The following is a 19,458-nucleotide window of genomic DNA, read 5'->3' as shown; positions in this document are numbered from 1 at the left end:
CACTATGGTTATGACTAAAACACAATCGCAACACACCGAACACACGACCCGACACCACGACATCATCCGCATTACTCCCCTTGGAGGTCTCGGGGAGATTGGCAAGAATATGACCGTTTATGAGGTCAATGATGATGCAGTAATTGTTGATGCGGGCTTCAAGTTCCCCGAATACGACATGCAGGGGATCGACTATGTCATCCCCAACATGGACTACCTCGACCAGATCAAGGACAAGATCCGCGGAATCCTCATCACTCATTCGCATATGGATCACATCGGAGCACTCGGTTACACACTGGAGCATGTCCGCGCACCAATCTATGCCAGCAAGTTCGCCCTCGGAATCATCGATGACGTTATCCCTGGCCGGATGAAGCCCTACGAAACCAGAGCAGTACAGGCAGGCGACCGCATCAAGATAGGCAACATGGACGTAGAGTTCGTTCGCGTTACCCATTCGGTGCCCGAGAGCATGGCCATTGCCATCCGCACGAGCGAAGGAATCATTCTTCACACGGGCGACTACAAGATCGATCAGACCCCAGTCGACGACAAGCCCATCGATCTTCAGAAGTTCAGCGCCCTCGGGCGCGAGGGGATACTCCTGCTTCTGTCGGACTCGACGAATGCCGAGGAATCGGGTTTCGCGGGTTCGGAACGCGACCTGCGGTCAACATTCGACAGCATTGTACACGAATCCAAGGGCCGTATCATCTTCAGCACGTTCTCCAGCAACATCCACCGCATTCAGCAGATTATCGACGCGGTTGCCCCTCAGGGTCGCAAGGTCTTTGTGGACGGTCGGAGCATCATCAGTTCCGTCAAGGTAGCCCGCAAGGTCAAGATCATGGAAATGCCTGAGAACATATTCGTCCAGCAGGATGAGATGGGGAGCGTCCCCAAGGACAAGATGCTTATTGTCACGACCGGAACTCAGGGCGAGCCCATGAGCGGCCTGTCGCGTCTTGCTCGCGGCGAACACGACTTCGTGAAGATCACGAGGGGCGACACCGTCGTTCTGTCTGCAGATCCGATCCCGGGCAACGAGGAGATGGTAGCTCGCACGGTCGACAACTTGTTCCGCCGAGGCGCCAACGTGTTCTACCGCCGAGAGGACAAGGTCCACGTGTCCGGCCATGGCGCTCAGGGAGACCTCAAGCTGATGCTCTCGCTGACGCGTCCCAAGTTCTTCGTGCCAGTTCACGGGGAGTACCGGCATCTTCTCTGGAACAAGCGCCTTGCCGAGAGCGTCGGTATCCCGGGCTCACACGTCTTCATTCTCGAAAACGGCCAGTGCTTCACGGTAGACAGTGAACACCTGACCACGCTCAAGCGCATACCCGCCGAAGGACTGCTGATCGACGGTCTCGCCCTGGGGTTGCCCGATAGTCCTATCCTCACTGACCGCGCCCGCCTGGCCAAAGACGGCATTCTGGTCTCAGTCGTAAGCATTGACAGGATGACAGGAAAGATCCTTGCCGGTCCGGAAATCGTGACGAAGGGTGTTGTGACCGACGACGACGCAATCCTGATGGACCTGACTCGCGAGATGAAGACCTACATAGTGACCCATCGCAATAAGGATGCAGGCACGACGCTTGATTTGCAGCTTGACTTACGCAAATTCTCGGCTAAATATATATACGACAAAACGCACCGGCGGCCTATCGTCATCCCGGTCATTCTGGAGCGCTAGTCTCAAGCCCTTCAGGCGGGGGTGGCGAAATGGCAGACGCGCTAGGTTCAGGTCCTAGTGATCGCAAGGTCGTGAGGGTTCAACTCCCTCTCCCCGCACCACTTGGCGAGAAGACATCCTGTTTCTTGCGCTGTTGAAGCGCTTCTTGGACATTGTGGGCCCCGCAAGGGGCCCTTCTGATTTACCTGTCGTTCCGGCCTCGTTGCCATCAGGCCAATGCTGTCTATAATGGGAGTCACTATGAAAGCTTACCGTCGTTCGCTTTTCTTCTGCATTGTAGCCCTCGCCGTGGCTCTTGCCGTTGTGGCCATACCGTCGGCCCGAGGCGCCACAGCCAGTGAGGTTCTCGTCGACAAATCATTCCACATCACTCTTCTGAGAACCGTAGACGGCACTCTCGCATTCCCGAACGCGACCGGAACCACCGGCGAAAGCGCCACACCCATCGGCGTATATAAGGTGACTCAGAAGCAAGTCGACCCGAACTGGCACTGGGAAGGCAAGGTGCACGCCCCGTACCTTCGCGATAAGACGAACGGCCTGGGGATTCGCTGGATCGGCATTTCGCTCCCTTCATATGGGTTACACGGAACGAACGAGCCGTTCAGCATCGGCAAGGACGTATCGCACGGGTGCGTACGCCATCAGAACACCGACGTGACAGAGGCCTTCTCAATGATCGCGACAGGCACCCCTGTCAGGATCATTGAGACTCCAATTTCTCAGCAGACCGAGGGAATGGTTACCGACTTCCTGGAACTGTACGATCTTCTCACAGTCATGGGGGGCTCCCGCTAGGAACCGAAATCATTCAACGCCGACGAAGGAGGCGGGAGGCTGCACGCTCGACAACGAGCGAGTCTCCACTGTAATGGAAAGACTGTCGAAGCATCAGATAATCGTCCTGATTGTCGCTGTTCTCGCCTTGGGAACGGGAGCCGGGTTGTTTGTCGGCTCGCGCCTCTACAAACCTACGCCCAACCCGCTCCCACAGATTGTCAATGACCCGACGATAGCGGATGTCGCGCCCACCGTCCCCGTTTCCATCAACGTGTATGTGACTGGTGCCGTCCTCCATGCAGCTGTCTATATGCTGCCAGAAGGCTCCATTGTCCGGGACGCAGTGGCGGCCGCCGGAGGTGCCACGAACGACGCTGATCTCATTGCGGTCAACCTGGCAGCTCGCCTGGAGGATGGTGAACAAGTCACTGTCCCGGTCAAGTCACCAGATGGCGCGAGCACCGTCGTGTCTTCCACGTCACCCTCCTCAAGCGTCCATGCACGAATCAGTATCAACCACGGAACACTGGCCGATCTCGATACCCTTCCTGGCATTGGGCCGGCGAAAGCGCAAGCCATCCTGGATTATCGGGCGCAGCACGGCTTGTTCAAGCGACTTGAAGACCTTCAGAACGTCAAGGGCATCGGCACCAAAACCTACGAAGACCTGAAATCCCTCATCACCCTTTAGTCGTCGTGATAAGACTGCGACTCGTCACGCTCGTAGCCCTGACGGTCGTAGCCGGGGCTCTGTCGGCTGGAACCAAAGGAGCTACGGCAATACTTACCTTTGCTGCTCTGGCTGGTCTGGGAGCAGTCTATCTCATACAAACTCGACACCCGCGGCTCAATCTCATCCGTGTCATGCTCGCACTCTCTCTCTTCTGGCCGTCGTTTGCCATGGCAAGGAGAGCCATTCAGTCTTCTGCCTCCGGGCAGGTCCCCCCTGATACCTCGGTTGTCACAGGCACAGCCCTTACGCCTTCTGTAGCACGAAGCACCGGAGGCACGACGTTTGAGATGTCGGTAGTAACGGCAGACGGCATCCCCATTGGCCGCCCGGTAACCGTGCAGGTACAGATGCCTGATCGACGCACTGGTCCAACATTTGGTCAACGAATACGTGTCTCGGGGAAAATCGGCACAACCAGTCCAGCTCTCAATCCTGGAGAGGAACGGCTCGGTCCGCCACCACCGGCGCTGTATCTCGGACAAGACATCCAGGCCCTTCCCGGCCATTCTCTTGCATCATGGTGGGGTCGATTGACGGGACGCGCACGAGACCTCATCGAGCTCCGCGCACGGCCGGTGTTGAGCTACAGAGCGTTCGGATTCCTCGAAGAACTTCTCCTTCACCGCAGACTCTTCGGAACAGTGGACCGCCATCTCTTCTCCATCACTGGTACCAGCCATCTGCTCGCCATATCCGGGCTTCACCTCTCACTGGTTTTCGCCGTAATGTCGATCCTCCTTGGTCTGATATTCTCGGAGAGAAGTATCGGCAGGACACTGGCTCCACTGGTCGCCACTTTCGTCTACCTGGCATTCATTGATTTCCCCCTGAGTGCCGATCGAGCGTTCGTGATGCTGTGTGTTTTCACGGTGACCCGCATGTTCGGCGGACATACTGGCAGGCTCGCATCGCTTTCCTGGGCCGCACTCATTCTCACGGTAATTGATCCTGCCTCCGTTTTCGACATCGGACTACAGCTGTCGTTTGCCTCGGTCGCGGGCCTGTGCTTTATCGGCGAACCTCTGTCCCACCTTGTTCGAGCCACTGGCCGCTTCGCCCGGGGACTCCTCTCATCTCTCTGTTCGACGATCGGAGCGTCTCTACCCGCAGCGGCACTCGCCGTGTCAGCATTTCATGTCGTCGCCCCGATTGCCCTTCTGGCAAACGTTATAGCTATTCCTGCGGTCTCCCTGCTGCTGATAGGCCTCCTCGCATGGTCGGCGCTACTCCTTACGATCCCGTCGTTCGCGGCACTGCTCGCACCCATCATCAACGCCGTCTCAAGTGTCCTGTTTGGCTGTCTTGAGCTGCTCGGGCGCTTCCCCGGGTCACACCGCAATGTCCCTGCACCTTCACCATTCCTGCTCCTTTCCCTGGGGATTCTGTTCGGGGTCATCATCCTGTCCGTGGACAACCGGCCAAGACTCAGTCGGCGGCACCACGCGGGAGCCCCCGTGGCTGTGGCGGCCATCCTGGTCTTACTTGTCTGGGTGTTCGGTGCTGTCCCGTTTGACACGCGTGTGACCTTCCCTGTCGTTGATCAGGGCAGCGTCATCCTTGTCCGCAGCCGGGGCATTGGCACGTGGCTCTGTCTGTTCGACACTGACGCCAAAGCAGCGGACCGGGTGGCTCATGCACTCGCAGCACTCGGTGTAAACACGCTGGACGTCGTCGTGGTCGCAGGGTCTCCTGCAGACCTCCCAGACCAGCTGGACGCATTGTTCGGACTACTAACCCCGAGCCACGTCTATCTTCCCTCCCAGTACGCCCGCACCCCCATTCCTGGGCTCGACACTCGCTTCCAACAAACTATTGCATCGCTCGATAATGGTAAGATGGTCTGCGTCGAGGTGGGTGGCACGACCATCCAGGCAGGAAACGCCAGCCAGTCTGGCCCCTCAATGGCGCTGGTCACAGCCGCTCTTGTCGGAAGGTCAAGCCCCACAACGCCGCTTCCACCCAACTCTCCCGGATTTGCGTATGACACTTCTACCGGGACGGTTCAGGTTCTCACGACAGATTCGCCATCGAACCTGTCTCTCAATCAGACCGGCTGTATCTCCATATTCACTCGCGGCTCACGCTGCTGGGTTGCGCCCGACCCGAGACGTTGATACAATGAGCATATGACGAACCGAGTAGTGCTTGTCGACGGGAGTTCGATTCTGTACCGGGCTTTTTTCGCTATGCCCCATCTCAGCACCGCCACTGGCGTCCCTACCGGAGCGATTCTGGGGACCATGACGATGCTGCTGACCATCATCGAGGAGCTTCAACCACAGTACCTGGGTGTCTTCTTTGACCGCAAGGCAGCGACCTATCGCCACGAGATGTTCGAAGAGTACAAGGCCAATCGAGAGGCCATGCCCGACGAACTCGTCAGTCAGCTCGTCAACCTCAAGCAAGTCATCCGTTCGCTGGGGATCGTCACACGCGAAAAAGATGGGTTCGAAGCGGATGATTTCATTGGCATCTACAGCAAGGTCGCTGGCCAGGCGGGGGTCCCTTGCATCATCTATTCCGGAGACAACGACCTGCTCCAGTTGACAGATGACAACACGTCGGTGCGCATTACAGTCAAGGGAGTGAAGGAGATCAGGGAGTATACCCCCGCGACAATCCTCCAGGAGTTCGGACTCAAAGCCCCACAACTGATCGATGTCAAAGCGCTCAAAGGTGACTCGTCCGACAACATCCCCGGGGTCCGCGGCGTCGGCGACAAGACCGCCCTGAAACTGGTTCAGGAGTTCGGTTCAGTTCAAGCATTGCTCGACAACGGAGGTCCCGAACGCTACAGGACCCTGCTTGCCGAGAATCGGGACCTCATCCTGCGCAACCGCTCGCTCGTTACGATCCAGTTGAACCTGGACGAACCGACCAAACTCGCTGACCTGGCGCGAAGCGCCCCGGACGCTGAGCAGAGTGCTCAGCTGTTCCAGACGCTGTCGTTTGTGGCACTGAGCCGGCGTGCATCGAAGGTCCTCGGCATGCCATCGCTTGCGGTGGCGCCGATACCGGACCATCGCGGCGATCTTTTCGGGCCCAGCCCTCGCCGCGAACTGCTCGCTCCGCGTCCTCCACAAGCCACAAACGCAGTCTTCGATGACCGAACGGCCCTGGCTGTCGTGCCCGATGTCGAAGGACAGGGGTTCACGGTGGCCCGTCGAACAAGGGACAACGCTTCGTCGACGCACATCGACGCCATGTTCGGCTCGCCTGCCGATGCCCTGCATTCGGCCGGTCTGTCCATGACCTACGTCTACGATTACAAGAGACTCTGTCACACCCTGGCACCATTTGGCCTGGTCGCTCCTGCCCCCATCCGTGACATCATGCTTGCGCAGTACCTGCTGGATCCTGACCAGAAAGCCTGGGGCCTTGACCGCATCGGTGACGCATGGGGACTAGCTGGAGATACCTCCACTGCCGATGGATTGGCCGATCTTGTCTACCGGGTCTCCTACCCCATCGACACAGCTCTCGAGGAATCACGTCTCACGAGTACCCTGAACGAAATGGAGATTCCGTTTGCAGCGGTGCTCGCAGACATGGAAATGGCAGGCATACGCACAGATACCGCTTACCTGCGAACCTTCGGAGCAAAGCTCGGCCTTCGTATTGCTGAGCTGGAGCGCCGAGCGTACGAGCTCGTCGGAACGCACGACTACAGCCTTCAGTCTCCAAAACAGCTGGGCACGCTCCTCTTCGACGTGCTGGGACTTGCACCGACCAAGAAAACCAAGACAGGTCTGAGCACCGACGTCGAATCTCTGGAAGCAATCCAGAACGAACATCCAGTGATTCCCCTGATCCTGGAGCTCCGTCAGTTGACCAAGATCAAGGGGACCTATGCGGATTCGCTGGTGCGATATGTTGCGCCGGATGGGAAGATCCACCCCACCTTCCTCCAGACCGGCACCTCGACGGGACGTATCAGCTGCGTCGACCCCAACCTGCAGAACATCCCGGCCAAAACCGAGGTCGGTCGCGAAATCAGACAGGCGTTCATACCCAGTCACGACGGCTGGGTCCTTGTCTCGGCAGACTACTCCCAGATCGACCTGAGGATGCTTGCGCATCTTTCTGCGGACGCGAACCTTTGCAACGCATTCGCCCAGGGCGAAGACATTCACCTGCACACGGCTTCGCAGGTCTTCGACGTTCCAGAATCAGCCGTGACCCCCGAGATGCGAAAGCGTGCCAAGACCATCAATTTCGGCATCATCTACGGCATCTCACCATATGGTCTCTCACGACAGCTCGGCATCGGTGGCGAAGAAGCTCGACAATATATCGAACGCTACATGGAACGGTTTCCCGGCATCCGGAACTACCGTGACCATGTCGTCGAGGCAGCCCAGCGCGATGGCTATGTAAAGACGATCCTTGGACACCTGCGGAGAGTCCCGCACATCAACAGTCGCAACAACATGGAGCGACAGGAAGCCATTCGGCAAGGGTTCAACGCCGTCGTCCAGGGGAGCTCCGCCGACGTCATCAAGATGGCCATGATATCACTGAGCAAGGACCTTCAGCCTCTCAAGGCACGCATGGTCCTTCAGGTACACGACGAAATCGTCGTCGACACGCCACCCGACGAACTCGAGCGTGTCCGCGGGATGATGCAGAGGTCCATGGAATCAGCGATACACCTTGCGATCCCCCTCGTGACTCACCTTTCTTGCGGCTCGAACCTGCGGGACCTCGAATGAGTATCGACGTTGGACTCACCGGCAACATTGCCTCTGGCAAGAGCATGATCTCCGGCATGTTACGGGAGTACGGAGCAGCGGTGCTAGACGCGGATTCAGTGGGCAAGAGCGTCCTTGCCGAGAACGTTGAAGGGGCGCTTGAGCAAGTACGGTCTGCCTTTGGCGATGGTATCTTCGATGGAAACCAGCTGAACCGCCACCTCCTCGGCAATCTTGTCTTCGGACACCCCGATCTCCTGAAGGAACTCAACGATATCATGATGCCCATTATGACGAGACTGGTCGCCAATGAGATCGCAATCCTTCACCGAACATCAACCGTCGTGGTCCTTGACGCGGCGATTTTGATCGAGGCCAGCTGGCAGAACCTGGTCGATGAGATCTGGGTTGTGAAAGCATCGAAGAATGAACAGCTGGAACGCCTCATGACGCGCGATCATCTTGCACGCGACGAAGCCATCAGCCGAATTGAAGCACAGATGCCTCTGGCTCAGAAACTGGCGTACGCCGACGTCGTCATCGACAACACGATGGACGTCGAGCAGACTCGAAAACAGGTGGAGATGCTTTGGAAAACGCGCTTACAGAACCGCTGAGTTACTCAAGGGTATCGACGTATAACGAGTGCCCCAGGAAATTCGAGCTCAAGTATGTTCAGAAGATCCAGGAGCCTTCTCACTGGTATTTCAGCTATGGCAAGAGCATCCACGCGGTCCTCGAGAAACTGCTGTCATGTCACCTGGGAGAAGACGGGCAGCTGTACGGAGATGATGCAGCCCTCTTCCCCACTTCTCTTTCCCGGCTTCTGGACGAGAACTGGCTGACAGAGGGGTATGCTGACCCCGGTGATGAAGACAGGAAACGGTGTCAGGCCCTGCGCGTGCTTACGGCATTCTTCCCGGTTTTCCAGTCCACGTGGCAACAAATGGTTTATGCGGAACACCTCATCAACACGGAACTTGACGGCATCCCGTTCACGGGTATCGTGGACCGAATCGATCGAGTCAATGATAGTGTGCTGCGAATCGTCGACTACAAGTCCGCGAGGCCGAGACAAGCGTCGGCACTGACATCTCATCGGTTTCAGGTAGCGTTGTATGCTGCCGCACTGAGTCAGCTGGAAGAGTTCCAGGGCAAGCGGTTCATCCTTCAGACGTACTATCTCCGCGAAAACCTCAAGGCGGAGATGGACGAAGGAGCAGAGAACTGCATTGCCAAGTCCCGAGAGGTTCTGGCAACAACCGCCCACAGGATTCTTCAGGGTGATTTTCGTGGAAGACGAAGCAGCAAGTGCTTCTCCTGCGACTACAGAGACATCTGCCCCGTTTTCCGCCACACCTAGTCCTGCCTTCCGCAGAAGCTAAACAACCCCTGCCACGCGACACGCGGGCAGGGGTTGTTGCACGTCTGCTTCGACCGGCTGCTAGATCTTCGACTTCAGCAAGTCACCCAGGCGATGGACCCCCTCGGTGATGTGCTCGGGATCCACGGCCGAGAAGTTCAACCGCATATGGCAATTGTCGTCCCGATGAGGGTAGAAGGCAATGCCCACAACATACGCAACCTTGGCATTGATCGCCTCGCGGAAGATCGCAGCGGTGTCGATACTCTCCGGTGCCTTCACCCATACAAACAGACCGCCCTGAGGGTCAGTCCAACTGCTGCCGGCCGGGAAATACCGTTCAAGAGCGGAGATCATTGCATTCTTCTTCCTGGGATACTCGCGCCGAACGACATCAACATAGTCATCCAGCCACCCACGACTGACAAACTCATACGCTATGTATTGAGTCATGGCCGGAGAGCAAAGGTCCGCCGCCTGTTTTCCAACGATGATCTTGCTCATGATGTCTTCGCGCGCAACGATCCACCCCAGACGAAGCCCGGGGAAACTGATCTTCGAGAACGTGCGCAATGCTACGACACGATCCTTGCCGCCCAATGCCAGCAGCGAGGGAATTGACTCACCCTCAAAGCGAATCTCCCCATATGGATCATCTTCGATAATGAGCAGATCATACGTGTGAGCCAGCTCGATCAGCTTCTTGCGCCGTTCCAGCGTCATGGTGACACCGGCAGGGTTGTGGAAGTTGGGCACCGTATAGACGAACTTTGGACGGATGTGCGCCTTCTGCAGATCCTTGAGCCTGTCCTCAAGGATGTCCATCTGCATGCCGTCCTTGTCTAGCGGAACTGTGCAGAACTCCGCCTGCATGCTTCCAAAGGCCTGGATTGCTCCGAGATAGGATGGCTCTTCCACGACGATGGTGTCACCCGGATTCACGAAAACCTGTGCCACCAGGCTGAGACCCTGCTGTGAGGCGGTGGAGACGATAACGTTGTTCAGATCGATGCCTTTGACACCCTCGTTCTCCATGCGATCCATGAGTAGAACACGCAGCTTCTTGATACCCTCGGTAGACCCATACTGGAGAGCTTTCTTGCCATATTCCCTGAGCGCAAACGTGCTTGCTTCGATAACTCGGTCGATGGGAAAGAACCGATCGTCCGGCATCCCTCCGGCCAATGAGATGATTTCCGGACTGTCGACGAGTTTGAGGAGCTCCCGAATCTCGGATGGTCTAAAACCAAGCGCCCGTTCTGAGAACAACTCTTCTGCGTTCAACGACATCGATATGCCTCCGCATTGTGATGACATTTCGGCAAGTGTCCGTTGCACAGAACATACGAGACTACTTACCAATGAAGTATACCCCTATTGGGTATAACAAAAAGCCCGCCGTAAAGGCGGGCGTCGGTCGTCAATTGGACTGGTGAAACTACTCTAGAGGCCGATTTCTGCGGCGATCTCCTTCATGGAAATCAGGCCGATGGCAACGAACTTGTATAGATCGAGTCCCATCTCCTGACAGGCAAGCATCTGGTCACGGCTTGCTCCAGCGGCAAAACGCTTCTCCTTGAAGCGAACCATGACAAAGTCCGTATCAATCGGTGCAAGCTTCTTCTCCGGTTGAATGAGAGCACACGCGACAATGAGACCGGACAATGGGTCCGCAGCGTACAATGCCTTGTCCATCATGCTCTTGCGCGGCAGACCATGCAGCGCGTTATGAACGCGCACCGCATAGCAGATGTCCTCAGACACTCCCATCAGATGCAGCTGCTCTGATCCGACAATACTGTGCATGTTTGGCTTGTCCTTGGTCTCAGCATAGTCGATGTCATGGACGAGCCCGGCCAGACCCCATTTCTCGACGTCTTCATGGAAGTGCACTGCAAGGCCACGCATAATGGCCTCGACAGCGAGCATATGGTTGATCAGGTTCCGCGACGGTGTCCTCTCGACGATGATCTGATACAGCCCCTCGCGGTCCACGGACTATGCTTCGGGACCAGGAACGGACGGTTCGGCGGGAGCAACACTGTCGCCGGTCGTCCCGGACTGCTCGACATCCAGAGCGGATTCGGAGGTCAGCTCCTCAGGACTCGTTTCCTCGGGACCCTGAGTAAGGACAGTACTCTCTGCACGAGTCTTGCTGACTGCAAACCAGGCAGTCAGTACCAGCGTCACGATAAACGCGTAGTTCAGAGCAGTGAACAGGATGGTCAGATCCAAGTTCACCCATGTGGCCAGTTGGAAATCAGGATGGGATGCCGCATAGTTGCTGACATAGAAGGAAACGAAGCTGCTCAACAGCCACTGTATGGTATAGTATGTGGCTACCAGCGCGGTCGTCAGCAGGAGGAACAGACTAACCTTCCCTTCCTGAGATCGCCTGTAGGAGATTGCCAGCACAAGCCCCGCTATCGTCAGGACCACGTAGCCAAGACTGAAGAAGAAGTCGACACTGAAAATCGCACTGAATGGAATCATGATGCACCGCCTTTGGCTTTGGATGTCTTCGGGGTTGCCTTCTTTGCGGAGGTCCCTCTCTTCGTTGCGGCAGCCTTTGTCTTCTCTGTCTTCGTTGTGGAGGCCGCTTCCTTTGTTGTCTTCGTTGTTGAGGTTCCTGCCTTTGCTACGCGACCGGTCGCTCGCCTACCCGTCCGTGGTCCGTTGTTCAGAAACTCAAACTCTACTCTGCCCTTGTCCCCAAATTTCAGATACGCTGAAAACGGCCTGTTGTACTTTGACACGAAGTCCTCGATGAGTTCTGTCTTACCCTTCTCGAGCAGGTTTCGGGCCATCTCACGGTCAATGGTCTTGCCAGCATAGACTCGCTTCATCTGAAAATGGCAGTCAGTTACAGCACACCGATAGTGCTCTGTGGTTTCCACCACTGAACCCTGACACACAGGGCAACGACCCAGAGGCTCCTCATTGACGACAGGTTCGGTAGCAGCAGAACTGCCGCCCGATCCCTCAGCAAACTCCCATTCCAGCTTGTTGTCGGGCTTGAGCAGAAGCCGCGCACTGAACTTGAACCCGCGCCTGCTCACGAATCCGTCGAGCATCCCCGTCCTCTTGTCGATCATAAGCTGTAAGGCCTCTTCACGACTGATGGAGCGTCTGAGAATCATCTTGGGGATGCTGAACTTGCAGTCCGTCTTCTTGCGGCCGTGGTGCTCGCAGACGTACGATGCAGGGCGCTCAAGCACGTTGCCGCCGCAGATAGGACACGCACCCAGTGGTTCCGCCGACTCGATGCCGATCTGCGTGGGAGCTTCGTACCCCTTGATCTTCTCGATCATCTGCCGCGTGAAGACCTCAATACGATCCAGGAATTCCACGTTGTCCAATGACCCCTTCTCTATCTTGCGCAGACTCATTTCCCAGTCACCGGTAAGGTCTGGAGCCACAAGGTCCGACAGCTGGATCGCCTCAAGGAGATCGATCAGGTCAACACCACGCCTTGTGGCGACGAGGCTCCGAGCTTTCCGCTCGACCACGCCGGTTCGGATAAGCTTCTCAATGATCTCTGCACGTGTGGCAGGAGTCCCCAGGCCGCGTTCTTTCATTGCCTCCGCCAGTTCCTCGTCATCGACCAGCTTCCCTGCCGTCTCCATGGCAGCAATAATGGACGCGTCCGTAAACCGCGGGGGAGCCTTGGTCAGCTTGCGTTCGCTCTCAACCCTGAACGCCTGGACGCTCAGCTTCTCCTTCAGATCTGGCAAGTCCTTGCTGTCGGCCTCGCGTGGGGCGACCTCCAACCATCCCGAGGACTTCACGACTCTACCGTCACTTCCAAATGTCTCGCCCTCGACGACTGTCTCGACACGGGTAAGCATCAGAACTGCTTCAGGGTAGAACTGTTCGAGGAACCGGCGTACAACGAGGTCATAGACCACGCTCTCGTCATGAGAGAGTGTGCTTCGGTTCAGCCGCGTGCCAGTCGGAATAATGGCATAGTGGTCGCTGACTTTCTCGTCGTTGAACACGAAGGACCGCATCTTCCATCCCTCACGCTGCACATGTTGCACGTACGGGGCGTATTCCCCTGCCCCCAGATCGCCGAGTACCGTAACGACTTCCTTGCGAAGCGCCTTGGGCAGATACTTGCTGTCTGTTCTCGGATACGTTATGGCGCGTTTCTCTTCATAGAGAGACTGTGCTGCCCTGAGCGTGCGGCTCGCGCTCAAACCGTTCAACCCGTTTGCTTCTCGCTGCAGCAGTCCAAGATCATACAGATAGGGTACCTGCATGCGGTTCTCTTTCTGAGCAACCGACGCAACCACCCCTTTGTGCCCCGAGCACTTCGTGGCGACAGCTTGGGCGGCTGTCTGGTCTGTGAGTCTGCTCTCGGATCCCCGATGCCACAGTCCTGAATAGGTGGGCTCACCGTTCGGCGTGACTTTGAACTCGGCCTCGACCTCGAAATAGGGCACGGGTGTGAATGCCTGCACTTCCTTCTCGCGCTTCGCGATGAGCGCCAGAACCGGTGTCTGCACACGCCCTACCGTTACGAGCGACCCGTTGCGCCTCGTCAGTCCCCGGGTGGCGTTAATACCGACCAGCCAGTCTGCCTCAGAACGGGCCAGCGCCGCCCTGCCCAGGTCATCATATCCAGATTCGGGACGGATGTGCTTGAATCCATCACGGATGCTCTCATCTGTGTAAGAGGACAGCCACAAGCGTGATGAAGGTTTCTTCCCCTCGGCCTGTGCATAGATGTTGCGGAAGATCAACTCTCCCTCGCGACCTGCATCGCACGCGTTGATGACTTCGTCCACTTCTTTGGAAACAATCAGCTTCTTGAGTGCGTTGAAACGCGCCTCAGCACCCTCGAGAACAGAGAACCTGAACGCCTCAGGGATGATCGGCAGGTAGGACAGCAGCCATTGCTTGTACTTCTTGTTATAGTCTTCGGGTTCTGCCAATCCAACAAGATGACCTACTGCCCACGAGACTATGTAGTGTTCGCCTTCGTAATAGTCACGGCCCTTCTTGCAGTGATCGATGACCGCAGCAAGTTGCTCGGCCACACTCGGCTTCTCTGCTATGACAAGCTTCTTCACGGCTACTCCTTGGATGCATCGACAGTAACGGCCCTCATTATACACACAAAAGACCTCGGGCAAGTGCCTGAGGCTTCTCAGTCGACAGTATCCAGTTGACAGCTGCATCGATCCCGAATCGGCAACTCCGCCAGTGAGAGATGCCCCTGTCAGCAATAGAACTCCGCACGAGGAGGTGAACGGCACAGGCTACCGCAGGAGATTGAAGACAAATCAAGGCTGATGCACCCGAAAGACTTGGATTGGAAGCGAATCCTCCATGAACTGACCAAACTGGCTGCCATTGCCGCGAGTACGTGCAGTGCCACGTCGACCAGCTCTGAAGCTCATGGACAGTCTCCTGCTTCTGCCCATGCTAGTCAAAGGTCGGACGAACAGCATTGAGTTGCCAGAATCGGCATTCGAGAACTAAGTATGAGTGACCCAAACATGGCCAAGGTGTGTTTGAGAATAGTCACACCCTGGCATTTCTTGTGTGGTATGCCTTAGCTCGCGGTTACAGTTCCGTCTTCGGCAATCGAAATCGTCTGGCCGCTCTCAACCGCGGATAAGAAGTCCGGGCCAAGTTGATCAACGACGACGATGCGTCTGCCCACCCAGATGTCTGAAAGGATCACGCCGGCCGCAGCCAGTGAATCGATATGATTGGCGAAAAGCAGCGCCTTGGGCTGGCTGCCCACGCTGCAGACTGTCATCAACACAAGGCCGCCAGTCGTAGAGCCGATCGTCTGCGGCAGACAGATGATCTTTCCGGCCATATCTTTCTTGTACAGGTCAGGGTTGTTCTGGTCAGAACAGACTGCATTCTTGCTATGCAAGACCAGGGCCCTCTCGTAGGAGGCTAGAGTGTTCAATCCGCCGTGAGTGACCAAGGCTTCGCCCTGGCAAGCGCCAGCGAGGAGGGGGCGTCCTTTAAATGTTCTGCTCATGCTGTTTTCTCTCCTTGCCTGACGGAGCCGGTACACATCAGCTCGACGATCTCGTCATCCAGGAAGAAGCGCGCAGTGGAATAGGTGCGCAGTTTGTTCGAATTGGTGGCGATGGGTTCTCTCGCGCACAATGGGTTATTCATATACATCAACGGGCAGATGGTGGTGATCGAGATATTCATAGCAGTCAGTTTTGCCCGTATTGCCGGGTCGTTGCGGAAGAGATCGGCAATATCGGGGGCCGTAGAAAGGGCGACTGGCATCTTCGTGCGCGTCAGGCCGTGTTCTTTGAGGACACCGGAAATGCGCTCAATCCAGTTCTGCAACTGGTAATGGTTGAGGTGCGGGCAGCCGATGAAGGCCCGTCTTGGAACGGCGTTCAGGTTGCTCCAAAGCACCGGGTAACTGGCACGCACCCGTTCAAGCTCGGCATCATCGATCGCGTAAGTCCTGTAGCCTTTGGCCAGCAGTCTGTCACCAGACTCTTTGGCCTCGGGGGTCACGTTTTCAACATGATACAGACCGACGGCTCCATTCGAAGCGGTGGCCGCGCCCATGTCTTTGAGAAAGGCTTCGACTTCAGGGGTCAGTTCTTTGCCAAGGAAGCGATCCAGACCAGTAATATAGGGGACTGCTTCCATCACCTTGAGGCCGATGGCGCTACCAAGAAGCTGAGCATTCGGACGCTTGCTGGTCTTGATCTCGATCTTCCAGGTGGCTTGGCGGCCTTCATCAGTCAAGAACCCGAAGAAAGGAGCTTTTCCCAGAATGGCGCACAAAATGTCGATGCCGGACGAGTTACGGTTGGTACGTGCCCCCAGTACAGAGTTGGCGAACACTACTGCAGAAGACTCAGACCAGGCCAACATCGCGCCCTTCTTGGGAGTGTTGCCGACTTCGGGGAGATAGCAGGTGCAGGTGAAAGCATTCCCATTTCTGAGACCCAGAGCCTTCAACTGCTTTTCATAATCAGCCTGTTTGCCGAAGACCAGTTTGTTGACCAGCTTCTGCAGCGGGTTCACGTTGACGGCTTCGTATTCGATCGGGCGGGGATCCACAGTGAAGGGATGGCGCGTTTTCAGCCCGGCATGGATCAACTCATCCATCATGGAGAAGTAGGGTTTGATGGTGTTGGCGCCAAAAGAGGTCACCATATGCTGGTCACCCACGATATCAACCAGTTTGCCAGCGCCAAAAGCCTCGCCATAGAGGACAACAGATTTCATCGCCTTGGCAAGCACCGAGCCCTGTTTTCCATCGAGGATGGCTTGTTCTTCAGGAGTGAGATTCATCTTAGAGTCAGTCATGATTCTCCTTATCCTCAAAGGTTGCGTCCGACTAGAGACCCAGATTTGACGGCTTCAAAGACGCGGCCAATTTGGAATGTATCACCCAACTGGATGACCTCAGGGGCGGCTTGCGTGGTTACGCAGGCTTCGTAGAAGGCGCGTCCAGAGCGCAGGCCCATGGCCAGCACGACCAGTTCTGCTGGTATAGTCTGTTCTTCGATCTCTTCTTTGATCGGTTTGGCGAACGGATTGCTGATATTCTCGGGGAGGAGCGGCGTCCACGTGACATAGGGATCAGGCACGGTGGCAGAAACGTTGCGTGCCAACTTGACGTTGTTGCCCTCAATAGATAGTAGTTTGGTGCAGTTCCACAATAGCACGCCCAGATTCTCAAGTTCGTGAATCAAATGTCCACGATTGGCAGTGCACAAGCCGGGCATGATGGTGGGCAGCATCTCAACCACCGTGACCTTCTTGCCCAGCTCAGCAGACAGGAATTGAGCCGCTTCACAGCCCACAGCACCGGCGCCGACCACGACCACATTCCGCGCCTTTGCGGCCAGCTCCGGTTTGCGGAAGAGGTCAATGGCCTGAATGACATTCTGTTGTTCCACACCGGGCAGCCTGGGCGTGACGGCGCTGCCGCCCACGCTTACCACCACGGTATCGAAGCCCTTGCCTTTCAATGACTCAGGGGTGACTTCGCTGTTGAGCTCAACGGTAAGGTCATATTTCTCCTGGCAGGCTTTGAGCTGATGCTCCAGGTAAACCAGGTAGTTCTTGACCTCATATTTGATCTTCGCTACTGATCCAGGGACGAGCATGCCACCAACACGATCGGTCTTCTCAAAAAGCGCTACTCTATGTCTGCGGTGAGCAGCAGTGATGGCGCAAAGAATACCGGCAGGGCCGGCACCAATGATCGCCACCTTCTTGGGGGAAGACGTAGGGGCGAGCTCGCGCACATAGACATCTTCAAAACCGGTCCGCGGGTTCACCGAGCATTGTAGATGTCCGCCCTCGACGAATTCATTGATGCAGCCTTCCTGGTCACCAATGCACGGGCAAATATCCATTACGTTGCCGGCGTAAGCCTTGTTCGGCCATTCAGCATCCGCCAGAAGCGGACGGGCCAGCATGATCATGTCGCATTCGCCGTTACGCAGCGCCTGCTCGGCCAGATCGGGGTAGCCCAACTTGCCAACGGCCACGATAGGCACGGGAAGACCGGCGTTGCTGAGCACCTTTTCGCGTGCAAACCATTCTTTGACAAGTCGAGAAACCGGCAGGAAGCAACCGGAGGGCATCGAGTTGGGCGGATGAGGAAGCCACCAGTTATCATAACAACCGAGATCCACATCAAAGAGATCGACCCCAGCCTTAACAAGGTTGACCATGTACTCGAGGGTTTCCGCAACAGTACGTTCTTTCTTGAATTTCCTCAATGAAGCAACAGTGTCCATGCGGTTGCCGTACGTTTCATTCAAGGCCAGCGAGAGGTCGATACGGTACATGATGGGGAAGTTGAGTCCAACGCGTTTGCGAACCACTTTGACCATATCCAGGCCGAAATTCTGCCAGTTGGCGAAGCGGCCCAGTTTGCGGCGGTTGAAGGCGGGGTTGGTCATTTGCTCAAGCAGATAGCCTTCATGGCCGTGCAAATAGACACCGTCAATAGTGGCGGCTTTGGCGTCTGCTGCGCCCTGCCCGGCAGCTTTGATGATGGTGCGGCATTCGCCGTCAGTCAGGGGCCGGCAGGGAATTCCCGGAATGTAGAAATTGGGGTTCCAGGAGGCTGAGACCGGCATTCTGAACTTGGTTAGCAGCGACTCGGGCGAGCCCACACGGCCAAGACCTGCGGTGAGCTGGATGAAGAAACGACAGCCATAGGCGTGTACTGATTCGGCCAAGTCGCGCCAACCAGAAAAGACTGTGCGTGAGCTGTCGATGCGCGGGAAATAGGATTTGTTGCCACGCTCCGTGACCGTGGGGTCAACGGCCTGCGAAATAGGCACGAGACCAGAAGTAAGCAGTCCGGCGCCGCCGCGGGCGCGGTCGGCGAAGTACTGAATCATCTTGTTGCTGGGGCGGCCCATCTCTTCGGCCATGGAGATATTGCCCATCGGGCCCATCACGATGCGATTCTTCAATGTCAGTCGGTTCACCTGAATCGGAGAGAACAGCGTCGAATACGGGTAGTTCTTGCTGGTCATCTGGGCCAGATCCATACGACCGGGCTCTTCAAACCAATGCGCATACTGGTCGAGCACTTGCTTGACGAAATCCACTCTTGGGTCGTTCATCACTACTCCTCAAGGAGACATGATGACATCCTGACTTCAAAAATGTGGTTGCAATTGATACTCCAGAACTTCCTCCTTTCTTTAATTTATTCTAGCAGAATTATTGGGAAAAGTCAAGGTTTCTTCCCCATTTTCGCTTCTGATTGATTCTGGGGGTTTTTGCTGTCGCATCAGAGGATCACCAAGGTCATCGTTGGTGCCGACCGCATCGCCTCGAACGGTGACTTCGCTAGAACATGGCCTTTCAGACACCCCTTGGCCAACTGGGACCGGCTCTGAGCAAGTCCAGGCTTGGCACAACTAGGCCACGGACCCCCACAGAGGAAGAAGTTTTGACGGTTCAAGATTTGGAGCCACCGTTCTTCCCGCATGTTTACAGCTTAAGGAGGAAGTCATTTCCTCAAAAGGAAGTCTGGTGCACCTGGGCGAATCCAGATGGAAGCTCTTGCTCGCGGAATTGTCGAGACTCAGCCAAATAGTAGAGCGAAGCACCAACGACAACAACCGACGCGCCACAAAGCCCTCACGACAAGAAGTACGTACGAGTCGCCGCCATTCATAGTTGCGGGGATGTCTCCTCGGCGCCTACTCTCCAA

General features: G+C 56.3%; 14 protein-coding genes and 1 tRNA gene. 8 read left to right on the top strand and 7 right to left on the bottom strand.

Annotated elements, in window-relative coordinates; genetic code table 11:
• The first annotated feature begins 4 nt into the window (after positions 1 to 4).
• The 8 genes from SMC7_RS06380 to SMC7_RS06345 all read left to right on the top strand — a co-directional run bounded on the left by SMC7_RS06380 (position 5) and on the right by SMC7_RS06345 (position 9,266).
• On the top strand, positions 5 to 1,699 hold the full coding sequence (locus tag SMC7_RS06380; RefSeq protein WP_119089515.1) for a ribonuclease J: 1,695 nt from the start codon (positions 5 to 7) through the stop codon (positions 1,697 to 1,699).
• Between the two features lie 15 nt (positions 1,700 to 1,714).
• Positions 1,715 to 1,800: transfer RNA gene (locus SMC7_RS06375), tRNA-Leu, on the top strand.
• Positions 1,801 to 1,939: 139 nt separating this feature from the next.
• Entirely contained in the window at positions 1,940 to 2,497 is a 558-nt protein-coding gene (locus tag SMC7_RS06370) for a L,D-transpeptidase (RefSeq protein ID WP_165845202.1), read from the top strand.
• 73 nt (positions 2,498 to 2,570) lie between these two features.
• Positions 2,571 to 3,170 (top strand): helix-hairpin-helix domain-containing protein, encoded by a 600-nt coding sequence (locus tag SMC7_RS07505; protein WP_119089513.1) that lies wholly within the window; start codon positions 2,571 to 2,573, stop codon positions 3,168 to 3,170.
• A 5-nt stretch (positions 3,171 to 3,175) separates the two neighbouring features.
• Positions 3,176 to 5,326: a ComEC/Rec2 family competence protein gene (locus SMC7_RS06360; protein ID WP_119089512.1), complete on the top strand. Its 2,151-nt coding sequence runs from the start codon at positions 3,176 to 3,178 to the stop codon at positions 5,324 to 5,326.
• Positions 5,327 to 5,338: 12 nt separating this feature from the next.
• Positions 5,339 to 7,924: a DNA polymerase I gene (gene polA / locus SMC7_RS06355; protein ID WP_119089511.1), complete on the top strand. Its 2,586-nt coding sequence runs from the start codon at positions 5,339 to 5,341 to the stop codon at positions 7,922 to 7,924.
• Positions 7,921 to 8,520, top strand: a complete 600-nt coding sequence (gene coaE, locus SMC7_RS06350; protein WP_119089510.1) for a dephospho-CoA kinase — start codon at positions 7,921 to 7,923, stop codon at positions 8,518 to 8,520. The genes polA and coaE overlap by 4 nt, the downstream gene beginning before the upstream one ends.
• Positions 8,493 to 9,266, top strand: coding sequence for a RecB family exonuclease (locus SMC7_RS06345; RefSeq protein ID WP_119089509.1), 774 nt, complete (start codon positions 8,493 to 8,495; stop codon positions 9,264 to 9,266). Before coaE ends, SMC7_RS06345 begins: the two co-directional genes overlap by 28 nt.
• 81 nt (positions 9,267 to 9,347) lie before the next feature.
• Here the strand turns inward: SMC7_RS06345 and SMC7_RS06340 are convergent, their stop codons facing one another.
• The 7 genes from SMC7_RS06340 to SMC7_RS06310 form a co-directional block, all read right to left on the bottom strand.
• On the bottom strand, positions 9,348 to 10,556 hold the full coding sequence (locus tag SMC7_RS06340) for a PLP-dependent aminotransferase family protein (RefSeq protein WP_207798738.1): 1,209 nt from the start codon (positions 10,554 to 10,556) through the stop codon (positions 9,348 to 9,350).
• Positions 10,557 to 10,709: 153 nt separating this feature from the next.
• Positions 10,710 to 11,261, bottom strand: a complete 552-nt coding sequence (locus SMC7_RS06335; protein ID WP_119089508.1) for an HD domain-containing protein — start codon at positions 11,259 to 11,261, stop codon at positions 10,710 to 10,712.
• A gap of 3 nt (positions 11,262 to 11,264) precedes the next feature.
• Entirely contained in the window at positions 11,265 to 11,759 is a 495-nt protein-coding gene (locus tag SMC7_RS06330) for a hypothetical protein (protein WP_119089507.1), read from the bottom strand.
• Complete coding sequence (locus SMC7_RS06325; protein ID WP_165845201.1) at positions 11,756 to 14,341, bottom strand: DNA topoisomerase 3; 2,586 nt, start codon at positions 14,339 to 14,341, stop codon at positions 11,756 to 11,758. The genes SMC7_RS06330 and SMC7_RS06325 overlap by 4 nt, the downstream gene beginning before the upstream one ends.
• A gap of 485 nt (positions 14,342 to 14,826) precedes the next feature.
• Positions 14,827 to 15,270: an aconitase X swivel domain-containing protein gene (locus tag SMC7_RS06320; RefSeq protein ID WP_119089505.1), complete on the bottom strand. Its 444-nt coding sequence runs from the start codon at positions 15,268 to 15,270 to the stop codon at positions 14,827 to 14,829.
• The gene (locus tag SMC7_RS06315; RefSeq protein WP_119089504.1) at positions 15,267 to 16,577 is read right to left on the bottom strand and encodes an aconitase X; all 1,311 of its coding nucleotides are present in this window, start codon (positions 16,575 to 16,577) and stop codon (positions 15,267 to 15,269) included. The genes SMC7_RS06320 and SMC7_RS06315 overlap by 4 nt, the downstream gene beginning before the upstream one ends.
• 14 nt (positions 16,578 to 16,591) lie before the next feature.
• Complete coding sequence (locus SMC7_RS06310) at positions 16,592 to 18,862, bottom strand: FAD-dependent oxidoreductase (protein WP_165845200.1); 2,271 nt, start codon at positions 18,860 to 18,862, stop codon at positions 16,592 to 16,594.
• Positions 18,863 to 19,458: the final 596 nt, after the last annotated feature.

Origin of the sequence: Candidatus Cryosericum terrychapinii (assembly GCF_003570925.1) — a bacterium.
Classification (GTDB): domain Bacteria; phylum Caldisericota; class Caldisericia; order Cryosericales; family Cryosericaceae; genus Cryosericum; species Cryosericum terrychapinii.
Note: the sequence above shows the minus strand (reverse complement) of the source record. Positions and strands in the feature narration are given on the sequence as shown.